The following is an 18,352-nucleotide window of genomic DNA, read 5'->3' as shown; positions in this document are numbered from 1 at the left end:
CGGCCGCCGCCCTCACGCCCCCTCAAGCCCCCTCACGACGGGCTTTCGGTCTGAAGCAGGCGCATGGCGTCGGCGACCCGCGTGCTCAGGTTCTTGACCGTGCGGGCCGTCTCCGGGTGAAACAGGGTCAGGATCTCCATGGTCTCCGAGCCCGGTTCGGGAAACAGGCGGACCTGCACCGTCTCGGCCGCCCCGTCCTCCGTTCGCCGCGCCTGATAGAGGCGGAACAGGGCGCCCCGGCGCACGAGAACGGCGAGCACCCCCAGGAACATCGGCCCGTCCGGGCAGAAGACGGAGGGATGCGAGACCATGGCCTCGTCGTCCGACCCATCGGCCGTGGGGCGCACCACATTGGAGTCCAGTCCCATCTGGGCGGTGGCGATGCGCAGGTCCTCCCGGTCGGCGATCACCTCCCAGTGCGGGGCCGGGTCCGATGCGTCCGGATAGGCAAGGTCCGGCTCCAGCGCCAGGTCGGCCTCCAGCGCCAGGGCGGGTGGGGGCTCCGGTGGGGGCGGGACCACGACGACCGGCACGGCGACCGGCGGCCGCGCCGCACCGGCCATGGTGTCCAGGTCGTCCAGGGTGAGGCCATGATGCCGGGCCAGTTGGTCCAGCGCGCGGCACGCTTCCGGGTCGGTCCGGTCGATGGCGCGGGCCAGGGCGGCCCACTCGCGCGCGGTCAGGGCTCGCGGTGTGTCCGTCCCCATGGCGACCTCCGGTCCGATGCGGGTCCGCTGGTGTCCCCGCTGAGGGTGGGGAGGCCGCGGCACGGCGCACAGGCTGCGTCGACCGGCATGCGCGCCTGTCCCGCCACGCGACGGCGACGAGGCGGCCCGCGCCCCTTGGTTCGCGTCCGTCCCTACGAGTGGGCGAAAATGTCGGTCTCGCTCCACCCGGCCACATCCAGGGCCGCGCGATGGGGCAGGAACGCGAAACACGCCTCGGCCAGGGCCGTCCGACCCTCGCGCGCCAGCAAGGCGTCGAACTGCGCCTTCAGGGCATGCAGATAGAGGACGTCACTGGCGGCGTACTCCAGTTGCTCCTGGCTCAAGGTCTCGGCGCCCCAGTCGGACGTCTGTTGCTGCTTGGACATGTCCACGCCCAGCATCAGCTTGCACAAGGCGCTCAGGCCATGCGCGTCGGAATTGGTGCGACACAGCTTCGAGGCCAGCTTGGTGCAGTACACGGGTTGGGCAAGGACGCCCAGGCGGCGCAGCATGATGGCGATGTCGAAGCGGCCGAAGTGAAACAACTTCAGGACCGTTGTGTCCGCCATCAGCGTGCACAACACCGGCGCCGGCCGGTCGGGCTGGATACGGACCAGGTGACAGACACCGTCGCCGGCCGAGAGCTGCACGAGGCACAGCCGGTCCCGCGTCAGGTTGAGGCCCATGGTTTCGGTGTCCACGGCCACCTGGGTGCCGAAGGAAACGTCGGCGGGCAGGTCGCCGTCGTGCACGATGATCTCGGCCATGAAAAACCTGTTCGGTCCGGGGGAGCCAGGGAGGCATCTCTGGAGGCGATGTGATGCGCGCCAGAGCAACAAAAACAAGGTGTTATGGGCAGATTTCGACAATCGCGCCCTGTTTACCACCGGCACCGGACCGCCACAAGCCAAAATGGCCCGGCGCGGTCCGGGCCGCCCGGGCCGGGGGGCGGCGCCGCTCCCTGGACGGGGCGGCGCGGGTGACCTAAGACAGGGGCCGGACGTCGCCGCCCAGGAGTGCCCATGCCGACCGCGCCCCCTACCGTGTCCCCTACCGTGTCCCCGAAAGGCGATCTGCCTCGGTCCTACTACACCGAAAGCGCGATCGACGCGCCGTCCCGTGCGCCCGCGTGGGGCGACACCCGCGCCGACGTGGTCGTGGTCGGGGGCGGCATGACCGGGTGCGCGGCGGCGCTGCACCTGGCCGAGCGTGGCCTGTCGGTGCGCCTGCTGGAAGAGCACGGGATCGGCTTCGGCGCCTCGGGACGCAGCGGCGGCCAGTTGATCGCCGGGTTCGGCGGCGACATGCGGTCGGTGCGCGCCCATCTGTCGCCGGCGAAGGCGCAAGCCTACTGGGACCTGGGCGTGGAGGCGGTGTCGCTGGTCAAGGATCGCATCGCCCGTCACGGACTCGCCTGCGACTTCGCGCCCGGGCACATCGACGTGGCCGTGAAGGCGCGCCAGGTGCGCGAGCTGGAGGCCATGGCCGAGGACTGGACGGCCCTCGGGTATCCTGGGTTGGCGTTGTGGGACCGTGTGCAGACGCGCGATCGCGTGGCCAGCGACGCCTATGTCGGCGCCCTGTACGACCCCGGGGGCGGTCATCTGCACCCGCTCAACTACACCCTGGGCCTGGCGGCGGCGGCCGAGGCGGCGGGAGCGGTGCTGCACGAGGGCGCGCCGATGACGTCCTACACGGAGACGGCCAACGGCGTCGAGGTGCGCACGCCCGGCGGCGTGGTGCGAGCGCGCTGGCTGCTGCTGGCGGGCAATGCCTACCTGTGGCGGCGGGTGCCGGCCATCGGCCGCCGCATCATGCCGGTGGGCACCTACATCGTCGCCACCGAACCCCTGGGAGAGGTCCGCGCGCGGGCGCTGATCCCCGGCAACGAGGCCGTCAGCGACTGCAACTTCGTGCTGAACTACTTCCGCCGGTCCGCCGACCACCGCATGCTGTTCGGGGGGCGGGTCAGCTATTCCCGGATGGATCCGCCCAGCGTCGCCGATGCCATGCGCCGGACCATGCTGACGGTGTTCCCGAGCCTGGCCGATGTGCGCGTGGATTTCGCCTGGGGCGGATACGTGGCCATCACCGTCAACAGGCTGCCGCACGTCGGGCGCCTGGGGCGCCGGGTGCTGTTCGCGCAGGGTTTCTCGGGTCACGGCGTGGGCCTGACCAGCCTGGCCGGCGCGTTGATGGCCGAGGTGGTGGCCGGCCAGGAGGAGCGCTTCGACCTGATGGCGCGCATTCCCCATCGGCCGTTCCCCGGCGGGGCACGGCTGCGCACGCCGCTGCTGGTCGCGGCGATGATGCTGCACCGGATCCGCGACAGGCTGTAGTCGTCACAAGGGCAGGACCATCCTGACCCGCAGGCCGCCGCGCGGGCTGTCGGTCAGGATGACGTCGCCGCCCATCCCCCGCACCAGGTCGCGGGCGATGGTCAGGCCCAACCCCATGCCGCCGGTGCCGGGGTTGCGCGAGCTTTCCAGGCGGTAGAACGCCTTGAAGACCTCCTCGCGCCTGGCCTTGGGAATGCCGGGGCCGTCGTCGTCGACCAGGATCTCGACCTGGTCGTGCCGGACGCCGGCCCGGACCCAGGCCTGGTGGCCATGACGCAAGGCGTTGCCCAGGATGTTCCCGAAGGCCCGTTCGAACGCCTGGCGTTTGAGCGGCAGGATGATGGGCTTGTCCGCCGACAAGGTCACCTGTCCGCCGCCCCGGCGATGACGACCGACCACGTCGTTCACCGTGGCGGCCAGATCGGCCTCGATGGCGGTTTCGGTGCCGGAGCCGCGCACGAAGTCCAGGTAGGCGTCGATCATGCACTCCATCTCGGCGACGTCGGCGCGCAGATCCTCGATGCCCTTGGCGTCCTCGGCGTCCTCGGTTTTCCTGGCGCCGTCCAGCAGGGCCAGTTGCAGCTTCATGCGGGTCAGGGGGGTGCGCAGGTCGTGCGACACGCCGGCCAGCATGGCCGTGCGCTGGTCGATCTGACGCTTGATGCGCTCCCGCATGGCCTTGAAGGCACGGCTGGCCTTGCGCACCTCGGTGGCGCCCTCGATGCGCACCTCGGCGGCCTCGCGGCCCTTGCCGAAGGCGTCGGCGGCGCGCGCCAGGCGCAGCATCGGCCGCACCTGGTTGCGCATGAAGATGGTGGCCACGCCGAACAGGATCAGCGACGTCGCCACGATCCAGAACATGAACAGGAAGATGGACTCGGTGAACAGGCGCTTCTTGGGAAGGTCGACCTCCAGAATCCCGCGCGGCGTCTGCATGTAGACGGTCAGGTGCGTGTCTCCGGGGCGGCCGTCGACCACGAAGGGGTGGGGCAGGTAGGGGCCCAACTGGCGGGTCAGCGCCCGTTCGATGGGGTCGCTGTCGGACGGCGCGATGGGCGGCATCCCCTCGCCGGGCGAGAAGGTGAAGGTCAGCGACTGGGACATGCGGGCGATGCTGAAGGCCCAGGCCTGGAGGCCCTCGTCGGGGTAGGTCTCGATAAGGCGGGCGACGAGGCCGATCTCCGAGGCCACCGCCGAGTTCAGGCGGCGCGACACCACGTCCCAGTGTCGGTCGAAGAAGACGTAGGTGGTGATGACCTGCAACAGCACCAGGGGAATGACGATGATGAGCAGGGAGCGCGCCAGCAGGCCGCGCGGCAGCATGCGCTTGAGCAGGGTGAACGGGTAGGTCGGCGGTATCACGGGGGCGGTGTCCCGGGTGGGGGGCGTGGGTCAATCCGGTCGCAGCAGGTAGCCGCGCCCGCGCACGGTCTGGAGGTAGCGCGGCCGGCGCGGATCGGGTTCCAGTTTGCGCCGCAGCCGGGTGACGTGCACGTCCACCGCGCGGGGCGTGGCGGCGGTGCCGGTCCGGTCCGCCAGGTCCTCGCGGCTGACCGTCTCGCCGGCCTGCCGGGCCAGCACCATCAGCAACTGCCGTTCGGCGGTGGTCAGGCGCAGCGGCTCGTCGTCGCGGGACAGTTCCTCGCGGGTGAGGTCCAGGCGGAGCGGCCCGAAGCATAGCGCCGTGGGCGCGTTGGCGCCGGCCGGCTGCGGCGCATCGGCCGGCGAGCGCTCGCCCACCCGGCGCAGGATGCCGGTGATGCGCAGCAACAGTTCGCGCGGCTCGAAGGGCTTGGGCAGGTAGTCGTCGGCGCCGGCCTCCAGCCCCCGGATGCGGGCCTCGGGATCGCCCATGGCCGTGAGCATGAGGATCGGCACGCCGCTCGACTGGCGCAGGGTCCGGGTCAGGGACAGGCCGTCCTCCTCGGGCATCATGACGTCCACGACGAGCAGGTCGAAGGTCAGCGCCGCCAAATGGGCGCGGGCCTCGGCGGCGTCGGCGGCGGCGCTCACCAGGCAGCCGTTGTCGGTGAGATAGCGGGTGAGCAAGGCCCGCAGGCGTTCGTCGTCGTCCACCACCAGGATGTGGGGGCGGCTCTCCAGGTCCAGCATCCCGGTGGGCTCGGGGGCGGTCATGGCGATCCCTCGTCGCCGGGGGGGGCGTTGCCCAGGAAGCGGGCGCGAACGGTCGGGTCCATGATGCCCAGCAGCACGGCGCGAAAGCCCTGCACCGCGTCGCCGCCGGCGCGGCGATAGGCGGTGGCGATGCGCTGGCGTTGGGCCTCCGTGAGCTGCTGTTCGATGGCCGTGCCCTTGTCGGTCAGCTCCAGCAGCCGCTGGCGGCCGTCGGCGGTGCCGCGATGTTGCACGATGAACCCGTCACGGACAAGCTGGCCCAGGACCCGCGACAGGCTTTGCTTGGTGATGCGAAGGATGCTCAGCAAGTCGCTGACCGAGATCATGGGATGGCGGCCGACGAAGTAGATGACGCGGTGATGTGCGCGCCCGAACCCGTGCCGGGCGAGCATGGCGTCGGCCTCGCCGGTGAAGTCGCGGTAGGCGAAGAACAGCATCTCGATGGCCTGGCGCAACTCCTCTTCCCGCAGGAACAGGGGGTTCGCGCTGGGGCGCGGGTCGCTCATGGGGCGGCACCCCCGGGGGCGGCGGTCCGGTCGGCGCCGCCCTCCGGCGGCCTCCCATGCCTCGGGTCGATGACAGGCATGCGCCCCCTCCGGGGGCGATAATAAGTCAGTGTTGTTGACATATTGTCCTCACGATGTTACGCCAGACACTCGGATGTAGGACATTTTCAATCTCCGGGAGGCGGCAGACCATGGCACAACGTCCCTTCGACGACCGCGACGGCGTCATCTGGTACAACGGCGACCTGATTCCCTGGCGGGACTCCAAGGTGCATGTGCTGACCCATGGGCTGCATTATGCCTCCAGCGTGTTCGAAGGCGAACGGGTCTACAACGGCACCGTCTTCAAGCTGACCGAGCATACCGAGCGCCTGCACGAGTCGGCGCGCCTCATGGGCTTCCAGATTCCCTACACCGTGGAGGCGATCAACGCCGCCCATGACGCGGTGCTGGCCGCCAACGGCATCACGGACGGATACGTGCGCCCGGTGGCCTGGCGCGGGTCGGAGATGATGGGTGTGTCCGCCCAGCACAACCGCATCAACCTCGCCATCGCCGCCTGGGAGTGGCCGTCCTACTTCTCGCCCGAGGCCCGCATGGCCGGGATCCGGCTGACGACCTCGGACTGGCGCCGGCCGGACCCGCGCTGCGCGCCGGTCCATGCCAAGGCGGCGGGGCTCTACATGATCTGCACGCTGTCCAAGCACAAGGCCGAACAGGCCGGCTTCCACGACGCCCTGATGCTGGACTGGCGGGGCCAGGTGGCCGAGGCCACCGGGGCCAATATCTTCTTCCTGATGCCGGACGGCAAGCTGCACACGCCCATCCCGGATTGCTTCCTGGACGGCATCACGCGGCGCACGGTCATCGGCCTGGCCCGGGAGGCGGGGATTGATGTCGTGGAACGCGTCATCCTGCCCGAGGAGATGGCCCGGGCCACCGAGGTGTTTCTCACCGGGACGGCGGCCGAGGTGACCCCGGTGGGCGGGATCGACGACCTGTCGTTCACACCGGGGGCGGTGACCCGCACCCTGATCGACGCCTACGACCGCGCCGTCGGCCGCACCAACACCCTGACCGCCAGCGCCTCCACCTCGGCGGCCTGAGCGGCGGCCGGGGCGCGCCACGGCGCTAGAGCAAATCCCGAGCGATCCGAACCGGATCGCGACGACGATATGCTTCAATATCAGAATCATAGAGCATGGTCCGTGAGTCCAGACTCACGCACCATGCTCTAGAGTGCTCTGGGGTCGGGTTGAGTCGCCAGGGATTCCCATGGGATCGATTTTATGATTCAACGGACTGACCTTTAGGAGGTCGGTCCGCATGGGAAAACCCTATTCGCGTGATTTGCGAGGGCGCTTCGTGGCGCTGTTATACCAACGGTCATTGAGAATGACCGTTGCAGTCCGTGGCCGGCCCGCTCCCCCTCCCGGCCACCCACGGCAGTATACTTGGGGTGGCCGGGAGGGGGAGCGGGCCGGTGCCGCTCGGCGGATGAGTCACACTCATCCGCCACTGGTATAAGGGGTGGAGACGGAAAACCCCGGGTGGGTCCTGTCACGGACCGCCCGGGGTTTTTGCTGTCTCGCCGGTCGCCGACCGGGCGGATGAGCCTCGCCCATCCGCCACGGGTCCTGAAGCCCCCTGGATCAGGGCGCGAAGGTGGCGATGAAGTACCCGGCGGCGACGGCGGTGCCGATCACGCCCGCGACATTCGGCCCCATGGCGTGCATGAGCAGGAAGTTACCGGGGTCGGCCCGCTGGCCTTCCACCTGCGAGACGCGTGCCGCCATGGGCACGGCCGACACGCCGGCGGAGCCGATCAGCGGGTTGATCTTGTTGTCGCGGATGAACAGGTTCATCAGCTTGGCCATCAGCACGCCGGTGGCGGTGGCGATGCCGAAGGCCACCACGCCCAGCGCCAGGATCTTCAGCGTCTCGGCCTGGAGGAACCGCTCGCCGGTCATGGTGATGCCGACGCTGGCGCCCAGGAAGATGGTCACGGCGTTGATGACCTCGTTCTGCGCCGCCTTGCTCAGACGCTCGGTCACGCCGCATTCGCGCAAGAAGTTGCCCAGCATGAGCATGCCGATCAGGGCCGCCGCCGCCGGCACCAGCAGGATGACCAGCACGGTGACCACCAGGGCGAAGATCAGCTTTTCCAGTCGCGAGACGGGACGCAGCGAACTCATGCGGATCTTGCGCTCCTTCTCGGTGGTCAGGGCGCGCATGACCGGCGGCTGCAACAGCGGCACCAGCGCCATGTAGCTGTAGGCGGCCACGGCGATGGGGGCCAGCAGCTCCGGGGCGAGCTTGTTGGCCAGGAAAATCGACGTCGGTCCGTCGGCGCCGCCGATGATGCCGATGGCGGCCGCTTCCTGACTGGTGAAGCCGATGGCCACCGCTCCCATGAAGGTTGCGAACACGCCGAACTGGGCCGCCGCGCCCAGGAGAAGGGTGCGGGGGTTGGCGATCAGGGGGCCGAAGTCGGTCAGCGCGCCCACGCCCAGGAAGATCAGGGGTGGGAAGATCTCCAGGTGCACGCCCTGCTGGATGTAATAGAACAATCCGCCCGGATGATCACCGACGGGCACGTTGACCAGTCCCTCGGCGGGCAGGTTGGCGAGCAGCGCCCCGAAAGCGATGGGCACCAGCAACAGCGGCTCGAACTTCTTGTAGACCGCCAGGTACATCAGACCGGCCACCACGCACCACATGACGGCCATCCGCCAGGTGACGTCGCCGATGCCGGTCAGGTCGAACAGGTGGGTGAAGGTTTCCATGAACGCCGCTCTCCCTTCGGTTGGTCCGGTCCCGCGTGTCGTCTCGGGCTCGGCTTACGAGAGGGACAACAGCACCTGGCCCTCGGCCACGCTCTCGCCGGCCTGGGCGGACACGGCGGAGACGGTGCCCGCGCGCGGTGCCTGGATGGGTGTGTTCATCTTCATGGCTTCCAGCACGACCAGCTGCTGGCCGGCGGCGACGGCATCGCCCACCTTGACGTCGACGGAAACCACGGTGCCGGCCAGCGGGCTGACCACGTCGCCGGATCCGGCGGCGGCGGCCGGCGCGGCGGCGGGGGCCGGGGCCGGCGCGGCGGCCGGTGCCGCGACCGGACGGGGCGCGGCGGGCGCGGCCGGGGTGGCGGGCGCGGCCGGACGGGTCGGGGCCGCGCCGCCGTCGTCGAGGACTTCGACGGTCACGTCGTAGGCCGTGCCGTCCACCGTAATGCGCAGAGTCTTCATGAGGTCAGGTTCCCCGCGTGAGAGAGTCAACGTGATTGAATCTGGTCCTGGGTCAGGCCGGGCACGACACCGCCCCAGTCGCCTTGCAGGCGGTGGGACTGAAAGGTGTCCAGACGTCCCTGGTTGGTCCACTGGGATGATTGCAGCGGGGGGACCTGCACGCGCAGGACGCGCACAGGACGGTCCAGGACCGCCGCCGCGGCGGCGGCGATGGCCGCCAGATGATGGGCCGGCACCGCCCCCGCCGACGTCGCCGGTGCCGCCTGCGGAGGCAGCGCGGATGGCTGGGCGGCCTCGGTGGTCCGCCGGTCCCGGGCGCGGGCCTTCATGGCCTCGGCGGCCTTGAAGGCCAGGCCGATCACGGCACAGGAGACCCACAACATAATGAGGACCGCCATCACCACGAGGATGCCGACCAAGAGGATCTTCAAACCCTCGAGCATGCTAGGTCCTCCCTGGGATGCGCGAGCCGCCGGCCGGGCGGTCGGCGGATGCGCGAAAGTGGAACCCGCGCGGCGGACCCCGCCTGGGGCGGGGGCCGGCACGACCGCGGGGGGTTAGAGCGGGATGTTGCCGTGCTTCTTCGGCGGCCGGGTCTCGCGCTTGGACAGCAGCGTGCGCAGCGCCAGGGCCACGCGGGCGCGGGTCTCGGACGGGGTGATCACGTCGTGAATGAACAGCTTGCCGGCCGAGATGTACGGAGAGGCGAAATGCGCGCGGTACTCGTCGGCCAGCTCCCGGGAGCGGGCGACGCGATCGTCGGCCTTGTCCAGGTCACCGCGATACAGGATGTTCACGGCCCCGTCGGCGCCCATCACGGCGATCTCGGCGGTCGGCCAGGCGAGCACCAGGTCAGCGCCCATGTCACGGCTGCACATCGCCAGGTAGGCGCCGCCGTAGGCCTTGCGCATGATGATGGTGATCTTGGGCACCGTGGCGGCACCGTAGGAGAACAGCATCTTGGCGCCGTGGCGGATGATGCCGCCGCGTTCCTGGCGCACGCCGGGCAGGAAGCCGGGCACGTCCACCAGATTGATGATGGGAACGCCGAAGGCATTGCAGAAGCGAATGAAGCGCGAGCCCTTGTCGCTGGCGTCGATGTCCAGGCAGCCGGCCAGCTCCTTCGGCTGGTTGGCGATGTAGCCCACCACCATGCCGGCGATTCGCCCGAAGCCGACGACGATGTTCTTGGCGAAGTCGCGCTGCACCTCCAGGAAGCTGTCGGGGTCCGACAGGCCGGTGATCACGTCCTTGACGTCGAACGGACTCTTGCCCGAGTCCGGCAGGATGTCGTTCATCGCCGGGTCTTCGGCCAGATCCAGTTCCGGCTCGATGTGATGCGGCGGCTCGCTCATGTTGTTGGACGGCAGGTAGGACAGCAGGCGCCGGACGATCCCGACCGCGTCCTCCTCGTTCTCCGCCACGAAATGAATGTTGCCCGAGACGCTGGCGTGGACGTCGGCGCTGCCGATCTCGGCCTTGGTGGTGGCCTGCCCGGTCACGCCGCGAATCACCTCCGGACCGCAGATGAACATCTCCGCGCCCTCGCGGATCATGATGATGAAGTCCATCAGGGCCGGCGAGTAGGCGGCGCCCCCGGCGCAGGGGCCGGAGATGACGGCGATCTGCGGAACCACGCCCGACAGGCGGACGTTACGGTTGAACACCTGGCCGTACCCGGACAGGGCCATCACCCCTTCCTGGATGCGTGCGCCGCCGGAGTCGTTGAAGCCGACCACCGGAATGCCGCCGATCTCGGCCTGGTCCATGATCATGCTGATCTTCTCGGCGTGCATGGTGCCGAGGGACCCGCCGGCGACGGTGAAGTCCTGGCTGAAGGAGGCGACCGGCCGGCCGTCCACGTAGCCCACGCCGGTGACCACCGCGTCGCCCGGAAGGTCCTTGCCCTCCATGCCGAACTGGCGGCTTTCGTGCTGGGCGTGCTGGCCGTACTCCTGGAACGTGCCTTCGGTGAACAGGTGAGCCAGACGCTCCCGGGCCGTCCAGAGACCCTTGGCGTGGCGGGCCTCGATTTTCTTGCGACCGCCGCCGGCCTCGGTGGCCTGGCGGCGACGTTCCAGTTCCTCGACGGCCTGTTTGTTGATCGGCATCTCGGCGTCCCTTTCGATGGCGGCGGCGGGCAGTATAAGCGAGGCGACCCGGGGGTCGTCCACAGCACACTCCGTGAACATGGGGTCCGAAGGGCGATGAATCCGTCAGCGATCCGGATGGACCGGGCCAACCTGGATTGTTTCGCGTGCGCGAACGCGTCATGGGGGTGCCCCGGCGTCTCATCCCCGAAAGGCAGGCGCGATACCGGCGCCCGAAGTCGTGCGCGAAACAGAATGGCGTGGTAGGGGCATTTTGGATAACGGTCTTGCGTTTTTTCATGTTGCGCCGCATTGTCACTCTCTGCGCCGCACAGTAGGTATGGATTGAACCATCCATCACGCCGCTCGCGCCCACACAGAATCATCCCTCGTCGCCCTCAAACACACTCGGCGCGGTCGGTCCGCAGCCATGCGAGGGACGGCGCGAGGCCACCACGGGGACCTCCGAGACATGCAGAACATCATCCGCCAGCTCGATGCCAAGCGCGTCCAGGCCCGCCTGGGCGGTGGACAACGGCGAATCGACGCCCAGCACGCACGGGGCAAGCTGACGGCGCGGGAGCGCATCAACCTGTTGCTCGACCCGGACTCGTTCGAGGAATGGGACATGTTCGTGGAGCATCGCTGCGCCGAGTTCGGCATGGGCGAAAGCCGGGTGCCGGGCGACGGCGTGGTCACCGGGCATGGCACCATCAACGGCCGGCTGGTCTTCGTGTTCTGCCAGGACTTCACGGTGTTCGGCGGCTCGCTGTCCATGGCCCACGCCGAGAAGATCTGCAAGATCATGGACCAGGCGACCAAGGTGGGCGCGCCGGTGATCGGCCTGAACGATTCGGGCGGCGCGCGCATCCAGGAAGGGGTCGACAGCCTTGCCGGCTACGCCGAGGTGTTTCAGCGCAACGTCAATGCGTCGGGGGTGGTGCCGCAGATCTCGATGATCATGGGGCCGTGCGCCGGTGGCGCCGTCTACTCGCCGGCCATGACCGACTTCATCTTCATGGTGGAGGACAGCTCCAACATGTTCGTCACCGGCCCGGACGTGGTGAAGACGGTGACCCACGAGCAGGTGACGGCCGAGGAACTGGGCGGGGCGCTGACCCACACGGGAACCTCGGGCGTGGCCGACCTGTCGTTCGCGAACGATGTGGAGGCGCTGCTCAACCTGCGTCGCTTCATGGACTTCCTGCCGGCCAACAACGGCGAGGCGCCGCCGATCAAGCCCACCGAGGATCCGCACGACCGGGTGGAGCACGCGCTGGATACGCTGATCCCCGACAATCCCAACAAGCCCTACGACATGAAGGAGCTGATCGAGAAGGTCGTGGACGAGCACGAGTTCTTCGAGATCGCGCCCCGCTACGCCGGCAACATCATCACCGGCTTCGCCCGCATGGAAGGCCGCACGGTGGGCATCGTCGCCAACCAGCCGATGGTGCTGGCGGGCTGCCTGGACATCGACAGCGCCCGCAAGGGGGCCCGCTTCGTGCGCTTCTGCGATGCGTTCAACATCCCCATCATCACCTTCGTGGACGTGCCGGGCTTCCTGCCGGGGGTGTCGCAGGAATACGGCGGCATCATCAAGCACGGCGCCAAGCTGCTCTATGCCTATGCCGAGGCCACGGTGCCCAAGATCACGGTGATCACCCGCAAGGCCTACGGCGGTGCCTACGTGGTGATGGCGTCGAAGCACCTGCGCGGCGACCTGAGCTACGCCTGGCCCTCGGCCGAGATCGCCGTGATGGGTCCGAAGGGCGCGGTGGAGATCATCTTCCGCAAGGACCTGGACGACCCCGAGAAGATCGCCCAGCGCACCGAGGAGTACCGCACGCTGTTCGCCAATCCCTTCGTGGCGGGCGCGCGCGGCTTCATCGACGACGTGATCCTGCCGCGCAACACGCGCAAGCGCGTGTGCAAGGGCCTGGCGATGCTGCGGAACAAGGACGTCAAGAACCCCTGGCGCAAACACGGCAACATCCCGCTGTAGGACCGTCGCCGACCGTTCCGCCTCCGCCCTTCAAACCTGCCTGCACCAGGGACCGCCATGTTCAAGAAGATTCTCATCGCCAACCGTGGCGAAATCGCCTGCCGCGTCATCAAGACGGCGCGCCGCATGGGCATCCAGACGGTGGCCGTGCATTCCGACGCCGACGGCGACGCCTTGCACACCCTGATGGCCGACGAGCGGGTCGCCATCGGTCCCGCCCCCTCGGCGGAGAGCTACCTGGTCATCGAGCGCATCGTCCAGGCCTGCAAGGACACCGGCGCCGAGGCCGTGCACCCCGGCTACGGCTTCCTGTCGGAGAACAAGGCGTTTCAGATCGCCCTGTCCGAGGCCGGCATCGCCTTCATCGGCCCCGAGGCCCGCGCCATCGAGGCCATGGGCGACAAGATCGAGTCCAAGAAGCTGGCCAAGGACGCCGGCGTCAACACCGTCCCCGGATACATGGGGGTCATCAAGGACCCTGATGAGGCGGTGCGCATCGCCGAGGACATCGGCTTCCCGGTGATGATCAAGGCGTCGGCCGGCGGCGGCGGCAAGGGGATGCGCGTGGCGCACGATGCCGACAGCGCCCGCGAGGGCTTTCTGTCGGCCACCAACGAGGCGCGCTCCAGCTTCGCCGATGACCGGGTGTTCATCGAGAAGTTCGTGGAGCAGCCGCGCCACATCGAAATCCAGGTGCTGTCCGACGGCTCCCACTGCATCCACCTGGGCGAGCGCGAGTGCTCCATCCAGCGGCGTCATCAGAAGGTGATCGAGGAGGCCCCGTCGCCCTTCCTCACCCCCGAGGTGCGCGCCGAGATGGGCGCCCAGGCCGTCGCCCTGGCCAAGGCGGTGGACTACAAGAGCGCCGGTACCGTCGAGTTCATCGTCGACGCCCACCAGAACTTCTACTTCCTGGAGATGAACACCCGCCTTCAGGTGGAACATCCGGTGACCGAGATGATCACCGGCCAGGATCTGGTGGAATGGATGATCCGCATCGCCGCCGGGGAGCCGCTGACCCTGGCCCAGGACGATGTGCGCTTCAGGGGCTGGGCGGTCGAAAGCCGCATCTACGCCGAGGATCCCTTCCGGAACTTCATGCCGTCGATCGGCCGGTTGACCCGCTTCGTGGCGCCCGACGAGGAAGACGGCCTGATCCGCGTCGACACCGGCGTGATGGAGGGCGGCGAGATCAGCATGTACTACGACCCCATGGTCGCCAAGCTGATCGCCTGGGGGGGCACCCGCGACCTGGCCATCCGCCACATGCGCCGCGCCCTGGACGCCTTCTACATTCGCGGCGTGTCGCACAATATTCCGTTCCTGGCCTCGGTCATGGGCAAGGACCGCTTCGTGCGGGGTGACCTGACCACCGGCTTCATCGCCGAGGAGTACCCAGACGGCTTCCATCTTCGCGACTTGCCGCCGGAGGACCCGACCATCCTGGTGACGGTGGCCGCCTGCGTGCACCGCAAGAACGTGGAGCGCGACGCCCGCATCAGCGGCCAGATGCCGGGCCACGAGAAGACGGTGCGCGGCGACTGGGTGGTGCGCCTGGGCGACACCAACCACCCGGTGACGGTGACGCCCATGGACGAGGGCTTCCGCGTGGTGGTCGACGACGAGCCGATGGTGGTGCGCACCAACTGGCGCCTGGGCCAGTCGCTGTTCCGCTGCGAGATCAACGGCCATCCGGAGTGCGTGCAGATCGACCGCGAGGGCGTCGGCTACCGCCTGTTCCATGCCGGCGCCACGGATCGCGCCGTGGTCATGACGCCGCTGGCGGCCGGCTTCGCGGCGCTGATGCCCAAGAAGCAGCCGCCGGATCTGTCGAAGTATCTGCTGTCGCCCATGCCGGGGCTGCTGGTCTCGCTGGCCGTCGAGGCGGGCCAGGACGTCAAGGCCGGCGAGCCGCTGGCGGTGGTCGAGGCCATGAAGATGGAGAACGTCCTCAAGGCCGAGCGCGACGGCACGGTGGGGACGCTGCGCGCTCAGCCGGGCGACAACCTTTCGGTAGACCAGGTCATCCTGGAATTCGCGTAACCGTCTCGCGCCGGGGCAGGGCGGGCCGGCACCATGGGCTGGCCCGTCACACCGCCGGACTCGTCTCGGCCAGGCGTCCCCCGACCCGCAGGGGCTGGATGCGTGTCGCCAGGCCGGTGGTGTCGTCGGTCTCGATCAGCACCCCGCAGATCGTGGCCGGACCGCCGGCCGGCTGGAGCCGCTCGGTGGGCATCTTGCGGGTGAAGCGCAGGGTGGCCGGCTCCTTGATCATGCCGATCACCGAGTCATAGTCGCCGCACATGCCGGCGTCGGTCTGGCAGGCCGTGCCCCCGGGCAGGATCTGGCCGTCGGCGGTGGGCACATGGGTGTGGCTGCCCAGCACCATCGAGACCTTGCCGTCCAGATGATGGGCCATGGCCATCTTCTCGCTGGTGGCTTCGGCGTGCATGTCCACCAGGATGACGTCGGCGCCGCGCCCGGGCGGGCCGCCCAGGGGGGCGGTGGCGATCTCGCGCAGCACCACGGCGAAGGGGTCGTCCAGGGGGTCCATGAACAGGCGGCCCATCACCTGCACCACCAGCAGCCGCCGGCCGCGGCCATCGGTGACCAGGGCGCGGGTGTGGCCCGGCGTGCCGGGGGGGTAGTTGGCGGGGCGCAGCAGGCGCGGATCGCCGCCGATGTGGGAAATGATCTCGCGCTGGTCCCAGGCGTGGTTGCCGGTGGTGATCACGTCCACGCCGGCGTCGTAGAGATCCTGGCAGATGCGCGCGGTGATGCCGAAGCCGTGGGCGGCGTTCTCGCCACAGGCCACCACCATGTCGGCGGTCAGGCTGGCGCGCAGGTCCGGCAGCCGCGCGCAGACCGCGTCGCGCCCGCTGCGTCCGACGATGTCGCCCAGGTAAAGCACGCGCATGGTCAAGGATCTCCCGCTACAGGCTGGATCAGGGTGCGTTCGGTGACGATGGCCCGCAGGCGCACGTCGTGGGGGGCCACCGGCAGGCCGCCGTCGTCCGCCCCGACCTCCTGGCAGGCGTAGGCGAGGCCGATGGCCACCGGGGCCGGCCCGCCCGAGGCGGGGCGCAGGCACCGGTCGTAGTAGCCGCCGCCGTAGCCGAGGCGGGCGCCCGTGCGGTCAAACCCCACCAGGGGCACCAGCAGCCAGTCGGGGGTGACCGCCGGCGCGGTCCCGGGCGGGTGACGGGTCGCGAAGGGGCCAGGCGCGAGGGAGCCGGCCGTGCCGTCCCAGACATGGAAGGTCAGCCGGGGCGCGGCGCCGGGTGGGGGCGTTCGTGGCAGGGCGAGGACATGGCCGCGCGCGGCCAGGGCGTGCAGCGACGGGCGCGGATCCAGTTCGCCCCGGATGGGCCAGTAGCCGGCGACGACGGCCCCGGGGGGCGGCATGGTGGCGCGCATCAGGCCGTCGCGGACGGCCCGGGCTGCCGCCTCCGCCGCCTCCGCCGGGATGGCCCGGCGACGTGCCAGCAGGCGTGCGCGAAGGGCGGCTTTGCGCTCGGCGATGCTGGCGAGGGCGGCGGCGTCGATGTCGGCGGTGGTTTCCGGATGGGGCACGGCGGTCTCGATGTGGTCGGTCCCGGACCCGGACCGCTGGGACCCAGGACCGGACTCCGCGCCCCAGACCGCGCGCCGTCCTGAACCACCGTGATGAAGTGTGAAGCCACCCTGGCCGTTGGCGGTGCGACCTCCACATGGGCCGCGGCAACGAAGTGGGCACCGTGTGGCGGGACCAGGGTCCCGTCAGGGACAGCTCCCATATTTGAACTATCGCCCCCGGGAGTGTGCGTGCCTGACGCACCGGGCAGCCTCACCCCCGGAGTCTAGGGGCGCTCCAGGCGCTCCGCAAGGCCCTCGATGCGCCGGGCCATGGATTCGATCACCTGGGCGGCGCGGTCGTCGGCGTCATGGCGCAGTCGTTCCTGGGCCTCGGCCTGATCTGCGGCGTCGCCGACGGCCTCCAGGCGCGCGCGGATCTCGTCCCGGTCGCGGGTGACCTCGGCCAGGTCGTCGGCCAGGGTCAGGCCGACCATGACCATCAGCAGGCCCTCGCTCACATGGCCCAGACGGCCGGCCAGGACATGCGCCTTGGCGTCCAGGATGGTTCCCAGGGCGCGGACGCGGTCTTCCTCTCCGGGATCGCACCGGATCCGGTAGTCGCGGCCGTTGATGGTCAGGGATACTTGAGCCATGGCCGAGTTACTCCTCCAGCAACGCGCGCAAGCGCGACACGGTGCCGTCGAGGCGCCCGTTCACCTCGGTGACCACCTGTCTCAATTGAGCATATTCCCCCCGCAGGGAGTCGTACTCTCCCCGCAGTCCGGCGACATGCTGGTCCAGCCGCGCCTGGGACTCGGCGGCCTCAACCAGTTGATTGGCATGGGTGTCCAGGGCCGTATCCAGCCGATCGATGGCCTTGCCCAGGGCCTGAAGAGCCGACTCAACCCGCTGCACCGCGTGCCTTCCTTCCTGCCGTCGCCGGCCGTACCGTTTCCCGCACCTGACCGAACGTGTGAAGTGACCATTTTTCTTATCGAATTCAGGCGCCTATTATAGCTTTCTGTGAATACGACTGAGAATAGGGCGGCCGGAGACCCTCGTCAATGGGGCGCGCTTCCAACCTGTCATCGTCGGGGTCCGCCATGGATCTCAACACGATCCCCACGCTGTGGCTGCGGGTGCATGGCCCGGTTCAGGCGCGGGCCGCGCGCGACGTCTGGCCGCGCGCGGCCGGTCCGCTGCCGGTGACCGGGCCGCGCGGGGCGGTGGAAAGCCTGGGACCCGGCTGGCCTCGCGCGGTGCGGGACGCGCTGGCCGATGTCCCGGGTGGGGCGAGCGCGGCGGTGCCGATGATGCTGGCCGTGGATTGTGGCGCCGCCGTCGGCCTGGCCCTGGCGGTGCTGGATGACTGGGGACCGGCCCATCCGGCGGGGATGCACCTGGTCCTGGCGCTGGCCGAGTCGGTGCCGGCGGCCGTGCGCGCGGCCGTGGCGGCGCGCGCCGAGGCATGGGGTGTGGCCGTGATCTCGGCCGCGTCGCTGCGGAGTCTGGATGTCGGGCCGGACGCATCCGCTGATCGGGTGGCGGACGAGGCCCGGGCGCTGGCCCGCGCGCGCCTGGAATAAGGCGAGTCCGAGGGTGTGTCGAGGGCACTCCCGGCCCTTCGCGTCAAGGGCTTGCCGGGGAATGCTCGCGCATGACCTGACGATTGACCCAACCCTGGCGTGGGCTTGGCTCGCGCACGGACGTGGTGGTGGCGCCCATTTCTGCTATACTTGAACGCGATGGGCGGAGATGCCGGACCG

18 protein-coding genes and 1 other RNA gene are annotated in these 18,352 nt (G+C 69.4%); 5 read left to right on the top strand and 14 right to left on the bottom strand.

Features of this window, described 5'->3' with window-relative positions:
- Positions 1–32 precede the first annotated feature (32 nt).
- Both GGD89_RS12920 and GGD89_RS12915 read right to left on the bottom strand, forming a co-directional pair.
- Positions 33–707, bottom strand: a complete 675-nt coding sequence (locus GGD89_RS12920) for a hypothetical protein (RefSeq protein ID WP_184045891.1) — start codon at positions 705–707, stop codon at positions 33–35.
- 152 nt (positions 708–859) lie between these two features.
- Entirely contained in the window at positions 860–1,474 is a 615-nt protein-coding gene (locus tag GGD89_RS12915) for a ribonuclease D (protein WP_184045889.1), read from the bottom strand.
- Between the two features lie 255 nt (positions 1,475–1,729).
- Here GGD89_RS12915 and GGD89_RS12910 point away from each other — a divergent pair, with 255 nt between their 5' ends.
- Positions 1,730–3,046 carry an NAD(P)/FAD-dependent oxidoreductase gene (locus GGD89_RS12910; protein ID WP_184045887.1) on the top strand — a complete coding sequence of 439 codons (1,317 nt, stop codon included), beginning with the start codon at positions 1,730–1,732 and terminating at the stop codon, positions 3,044–3,046.
- Positions 3,047–3,049: 3 nt separating this feature from the next.
- Here the strand turns inward: GGD89_RS12910 and GGD89_RS12905 are convergent, their stop codons facing one another.
- The 3 genes from GGD89_RS12905 to GGD89_RS12895 are packed head-to-tail and all read right to left on the bottom strand — an operon-like array spanning position 3,050 to position 5,688.
- The gene (locus tag GGD89_RS12905; RefSeq protein WP_343058598.1) at positions 3,050–4,408 is read right to left on the bottom strand and encodes an ATP-binding protein; all 1,359 of its coding nucleotides are present in this window, start codon (positions 4,406–4,408) and stop codon (positions 3,050–3,052) included.
- 30 nt (positions 4,409–4,438) lie between these two features.
- Positions 4,439–5,182: a response regulator gene (locus GGD89_RS12900; protein WP_246423091.1), complete on the bottom strand. Its 744-nt coding sequence runs from the start codon at positions 5,180–5,182 to the stop codon at positions 4,439–4,441.
- Complete coding sequence (locus GGD89_RS12895) at positions 5,179–5,688, bottom strand: MarR family winged helix-turn-helix transcriptional regulator (RefSeq protein ID WP_184045885.1); 510 nt, start codon at positions 5,686–5,688, stop codon at positions 5,179–5,181. Before GGD89_RS12895 ends, GGD89_RS12900 begins: the two co-directional genes overlap by 4 nt.
- A gap of 191 nt (positions 5,689–5,879) precedes the next feature.
- Here GGD89_RS12895 and GGD89_RS12890 point away from each other — a divergent pair, with 191 nt between their 5' ends.
- Positions 5,880–6,794, top strand: a complete 915-nt coding sequence (locus GGD89_RS12890) for a branched-chain amino acid aminotransferase (protein ID WP_184045883.1) — start codon at positions 5,880–5,882, stop codon at positions 6,792–6,794.
- Between the two features lie 546 nt (positions 6,795–7,340).
- Here GGD89_RS12890 and GGD89_RS12885 read toward each other — a convergent pair.
- The 4 genes from GGD89_RS12885 to GGD89_RS12870 form a co-directional block, all read right to left on the bottom strand.
- Complete coding sequence (locus GGD89_RS12885; RefSeq protein WP_184045882.1) at positions 7,341–8,474, bottom strand: sodium ion-translocating decarboxylase subunit beta; 1,134 nt, start codon at positions 8,472–8,474, stop codon at positions 7,341–7,343.
- A gap of 54 nt (positions 8,475–8,528) precedes the next feature.
- On the bottom strand, positions 8,529–8,936 hold the full coding sequence (locus GGD89_RS12880; RefSeq protein ID WP_184045880.1) for a biotin/lipoyl-containing protein: 408 nt from the start codon (positions 8,934–8,936) through the stop codon (positions 8,529–8,531).
- Between the two features lie 26 nt (positions 8,937–8,962).
- Positions 8,963–9,379: an OadG family transporter subunit gene (locus GGD89_RS12875; protein ID WP_184045878.1), complete on the bottom strand. Its 417-nt coding sequence runs from the start codon at positions 9,377–9,379 to the stop codon at positions 8,963–8,965.
- A gap of 114 nt (positions 9,380–9,493) precedes the next feature.
- Positions 9,494–11,047, bottom strand: a complete 1,554-nt coding sequence (locus GGD89_RS12870) for an acyl-CoA carboxylase subunit beta (RefSeq protein ID WP_184045876.1) — start codon at positions 11,045–11,047, stop codon at positions 9,494–9,496.
- A 451-nt stretch (positions 11,048–11,498) separates the two neighbouring features.
- Between GGD89_RS12870 and GGD89_RS12865 the strand changes: the two genes are divergently transcribed.
- Together GGD89_RS12865 and GGD89_RS12860 are read left to right on the top strand one after the other, a co-directional pair.
- Positions 11,499–13,031 (top strand): acyl-CoA carboxylase subunit beta, encoded by a 1,533-nt coding sequence (locus GGD89_RS12865; protein WP_184045874.1) that lies wholly within the window; start codon positions 11,499–11,501, stop codon positions 13,029–13,031.
- Between the two features lie 57 nt (positions 13,032–13,088).
- Positions 13,089–15,074 carry an acetyl-CoA carboxylase biotin carboxylase subunit gene (locus GGD89_RS12860; protein WP_184045872.1) on the top strand — a complete coding sequence of 662 codons (1,986 nt, stop codon included), beginning with the start codon at positions 13,089–13,091 and terminating at the stop codon, positions 15,072–15,074.
- 46 nt (positions 15,075–15,120) lie between these two features.
- Here the strand turns inward: GGD89_RS12860 and GGD89_RS12855 are convergent, their stop codons facing one another.
- The 5 genes from GGD89_RS12855 to GGD89_RS12840 form a co-directional block, all read right to left on the bottom strand.
- Entirely contained in the window at positions 15,121–15,948 is an 828-nt protein-coding gene (locus GGD89_RS12855; RefSeq protein WP_184045870.1) for a TIGR00282 family metallophosphoesterase, read from the bottom strand.
- Between the two features lie 2 nt (positions 15,949–15,950).
- Positions 15,951–16,604 (bottom strand): 5-formyltetrahydrofolate cyclo-ligase, encoded by a 654-nt coding sequence (locus tag GGD89_RS12850; RefSeq protein ID WP_343058597.1) that lies wholly within the window; start codon positions 16,602–16,604, stop codon positions 15,951–15,953.
- Between the two features lie 99 nt (positions 16,605–16,703).
- Positions 16,704–16,861: non-coding RNA, 6S RNA (gene ssrS / locus GGD89_RS20660), on the bottom strand.
- Positions 16,862–16,870: 9 nt separating this feature from the next.
- Complete coding sequence (locus GGD89_RS12845; protein ID WP_184045868.1) at positions 16,871–17,239, bottom strand: cell division protein ZapA; 369 nt, start codon at positions 17,237–17,239, stop codon at positions 16,871–16,873.
- A 7-nt stretch (positions 17,240–17,246) separates the two neighbouring features.
- Positions 17,247–17,501, bottom strand: a complete 255-nt coding sequence (locus tag GGD89_RS12840) for a DUF4164 family protein (RefSeq protein WP_184045866.1) — start codon at positions 17,499–17,501, stop codon at positions 17,247–17,249.
- 188 nt (positions 17,502–17,689) lie between these two features.
- On the opposite strand from GGD89_RS12840, the gene GGD89_RS12835 reads away from it, so the two are divergent.
- Positions 17,690–18,172, top strand: coding sequence for a hypothetical protein (locus GGD89_RS12835; protein WP_184045864.1), 483 nt, complete (start codon positions 17,690–17,692; stop codon positions 18,170–18,172).
- Positions 18,173–18,352 lie beyond the last annotated feature (180 nt).

Source organism: Roseospira visakhapatnamensis, assembly GCF_014197915.1.
In the GTDB taxonomy this organism is placed as follows: domain Bacteria; phylum Pseudomonadota; class Alphaproteobacteria; order Rhodospirillales; family Rhodospirillaceae; genus Rhodospira; species Rhodospira visakhapatnamensis.
Note: the sequence above shows the minus strand (reverse complement) of the source record. Positions and strands in the feature narration are given on the sequence as shown.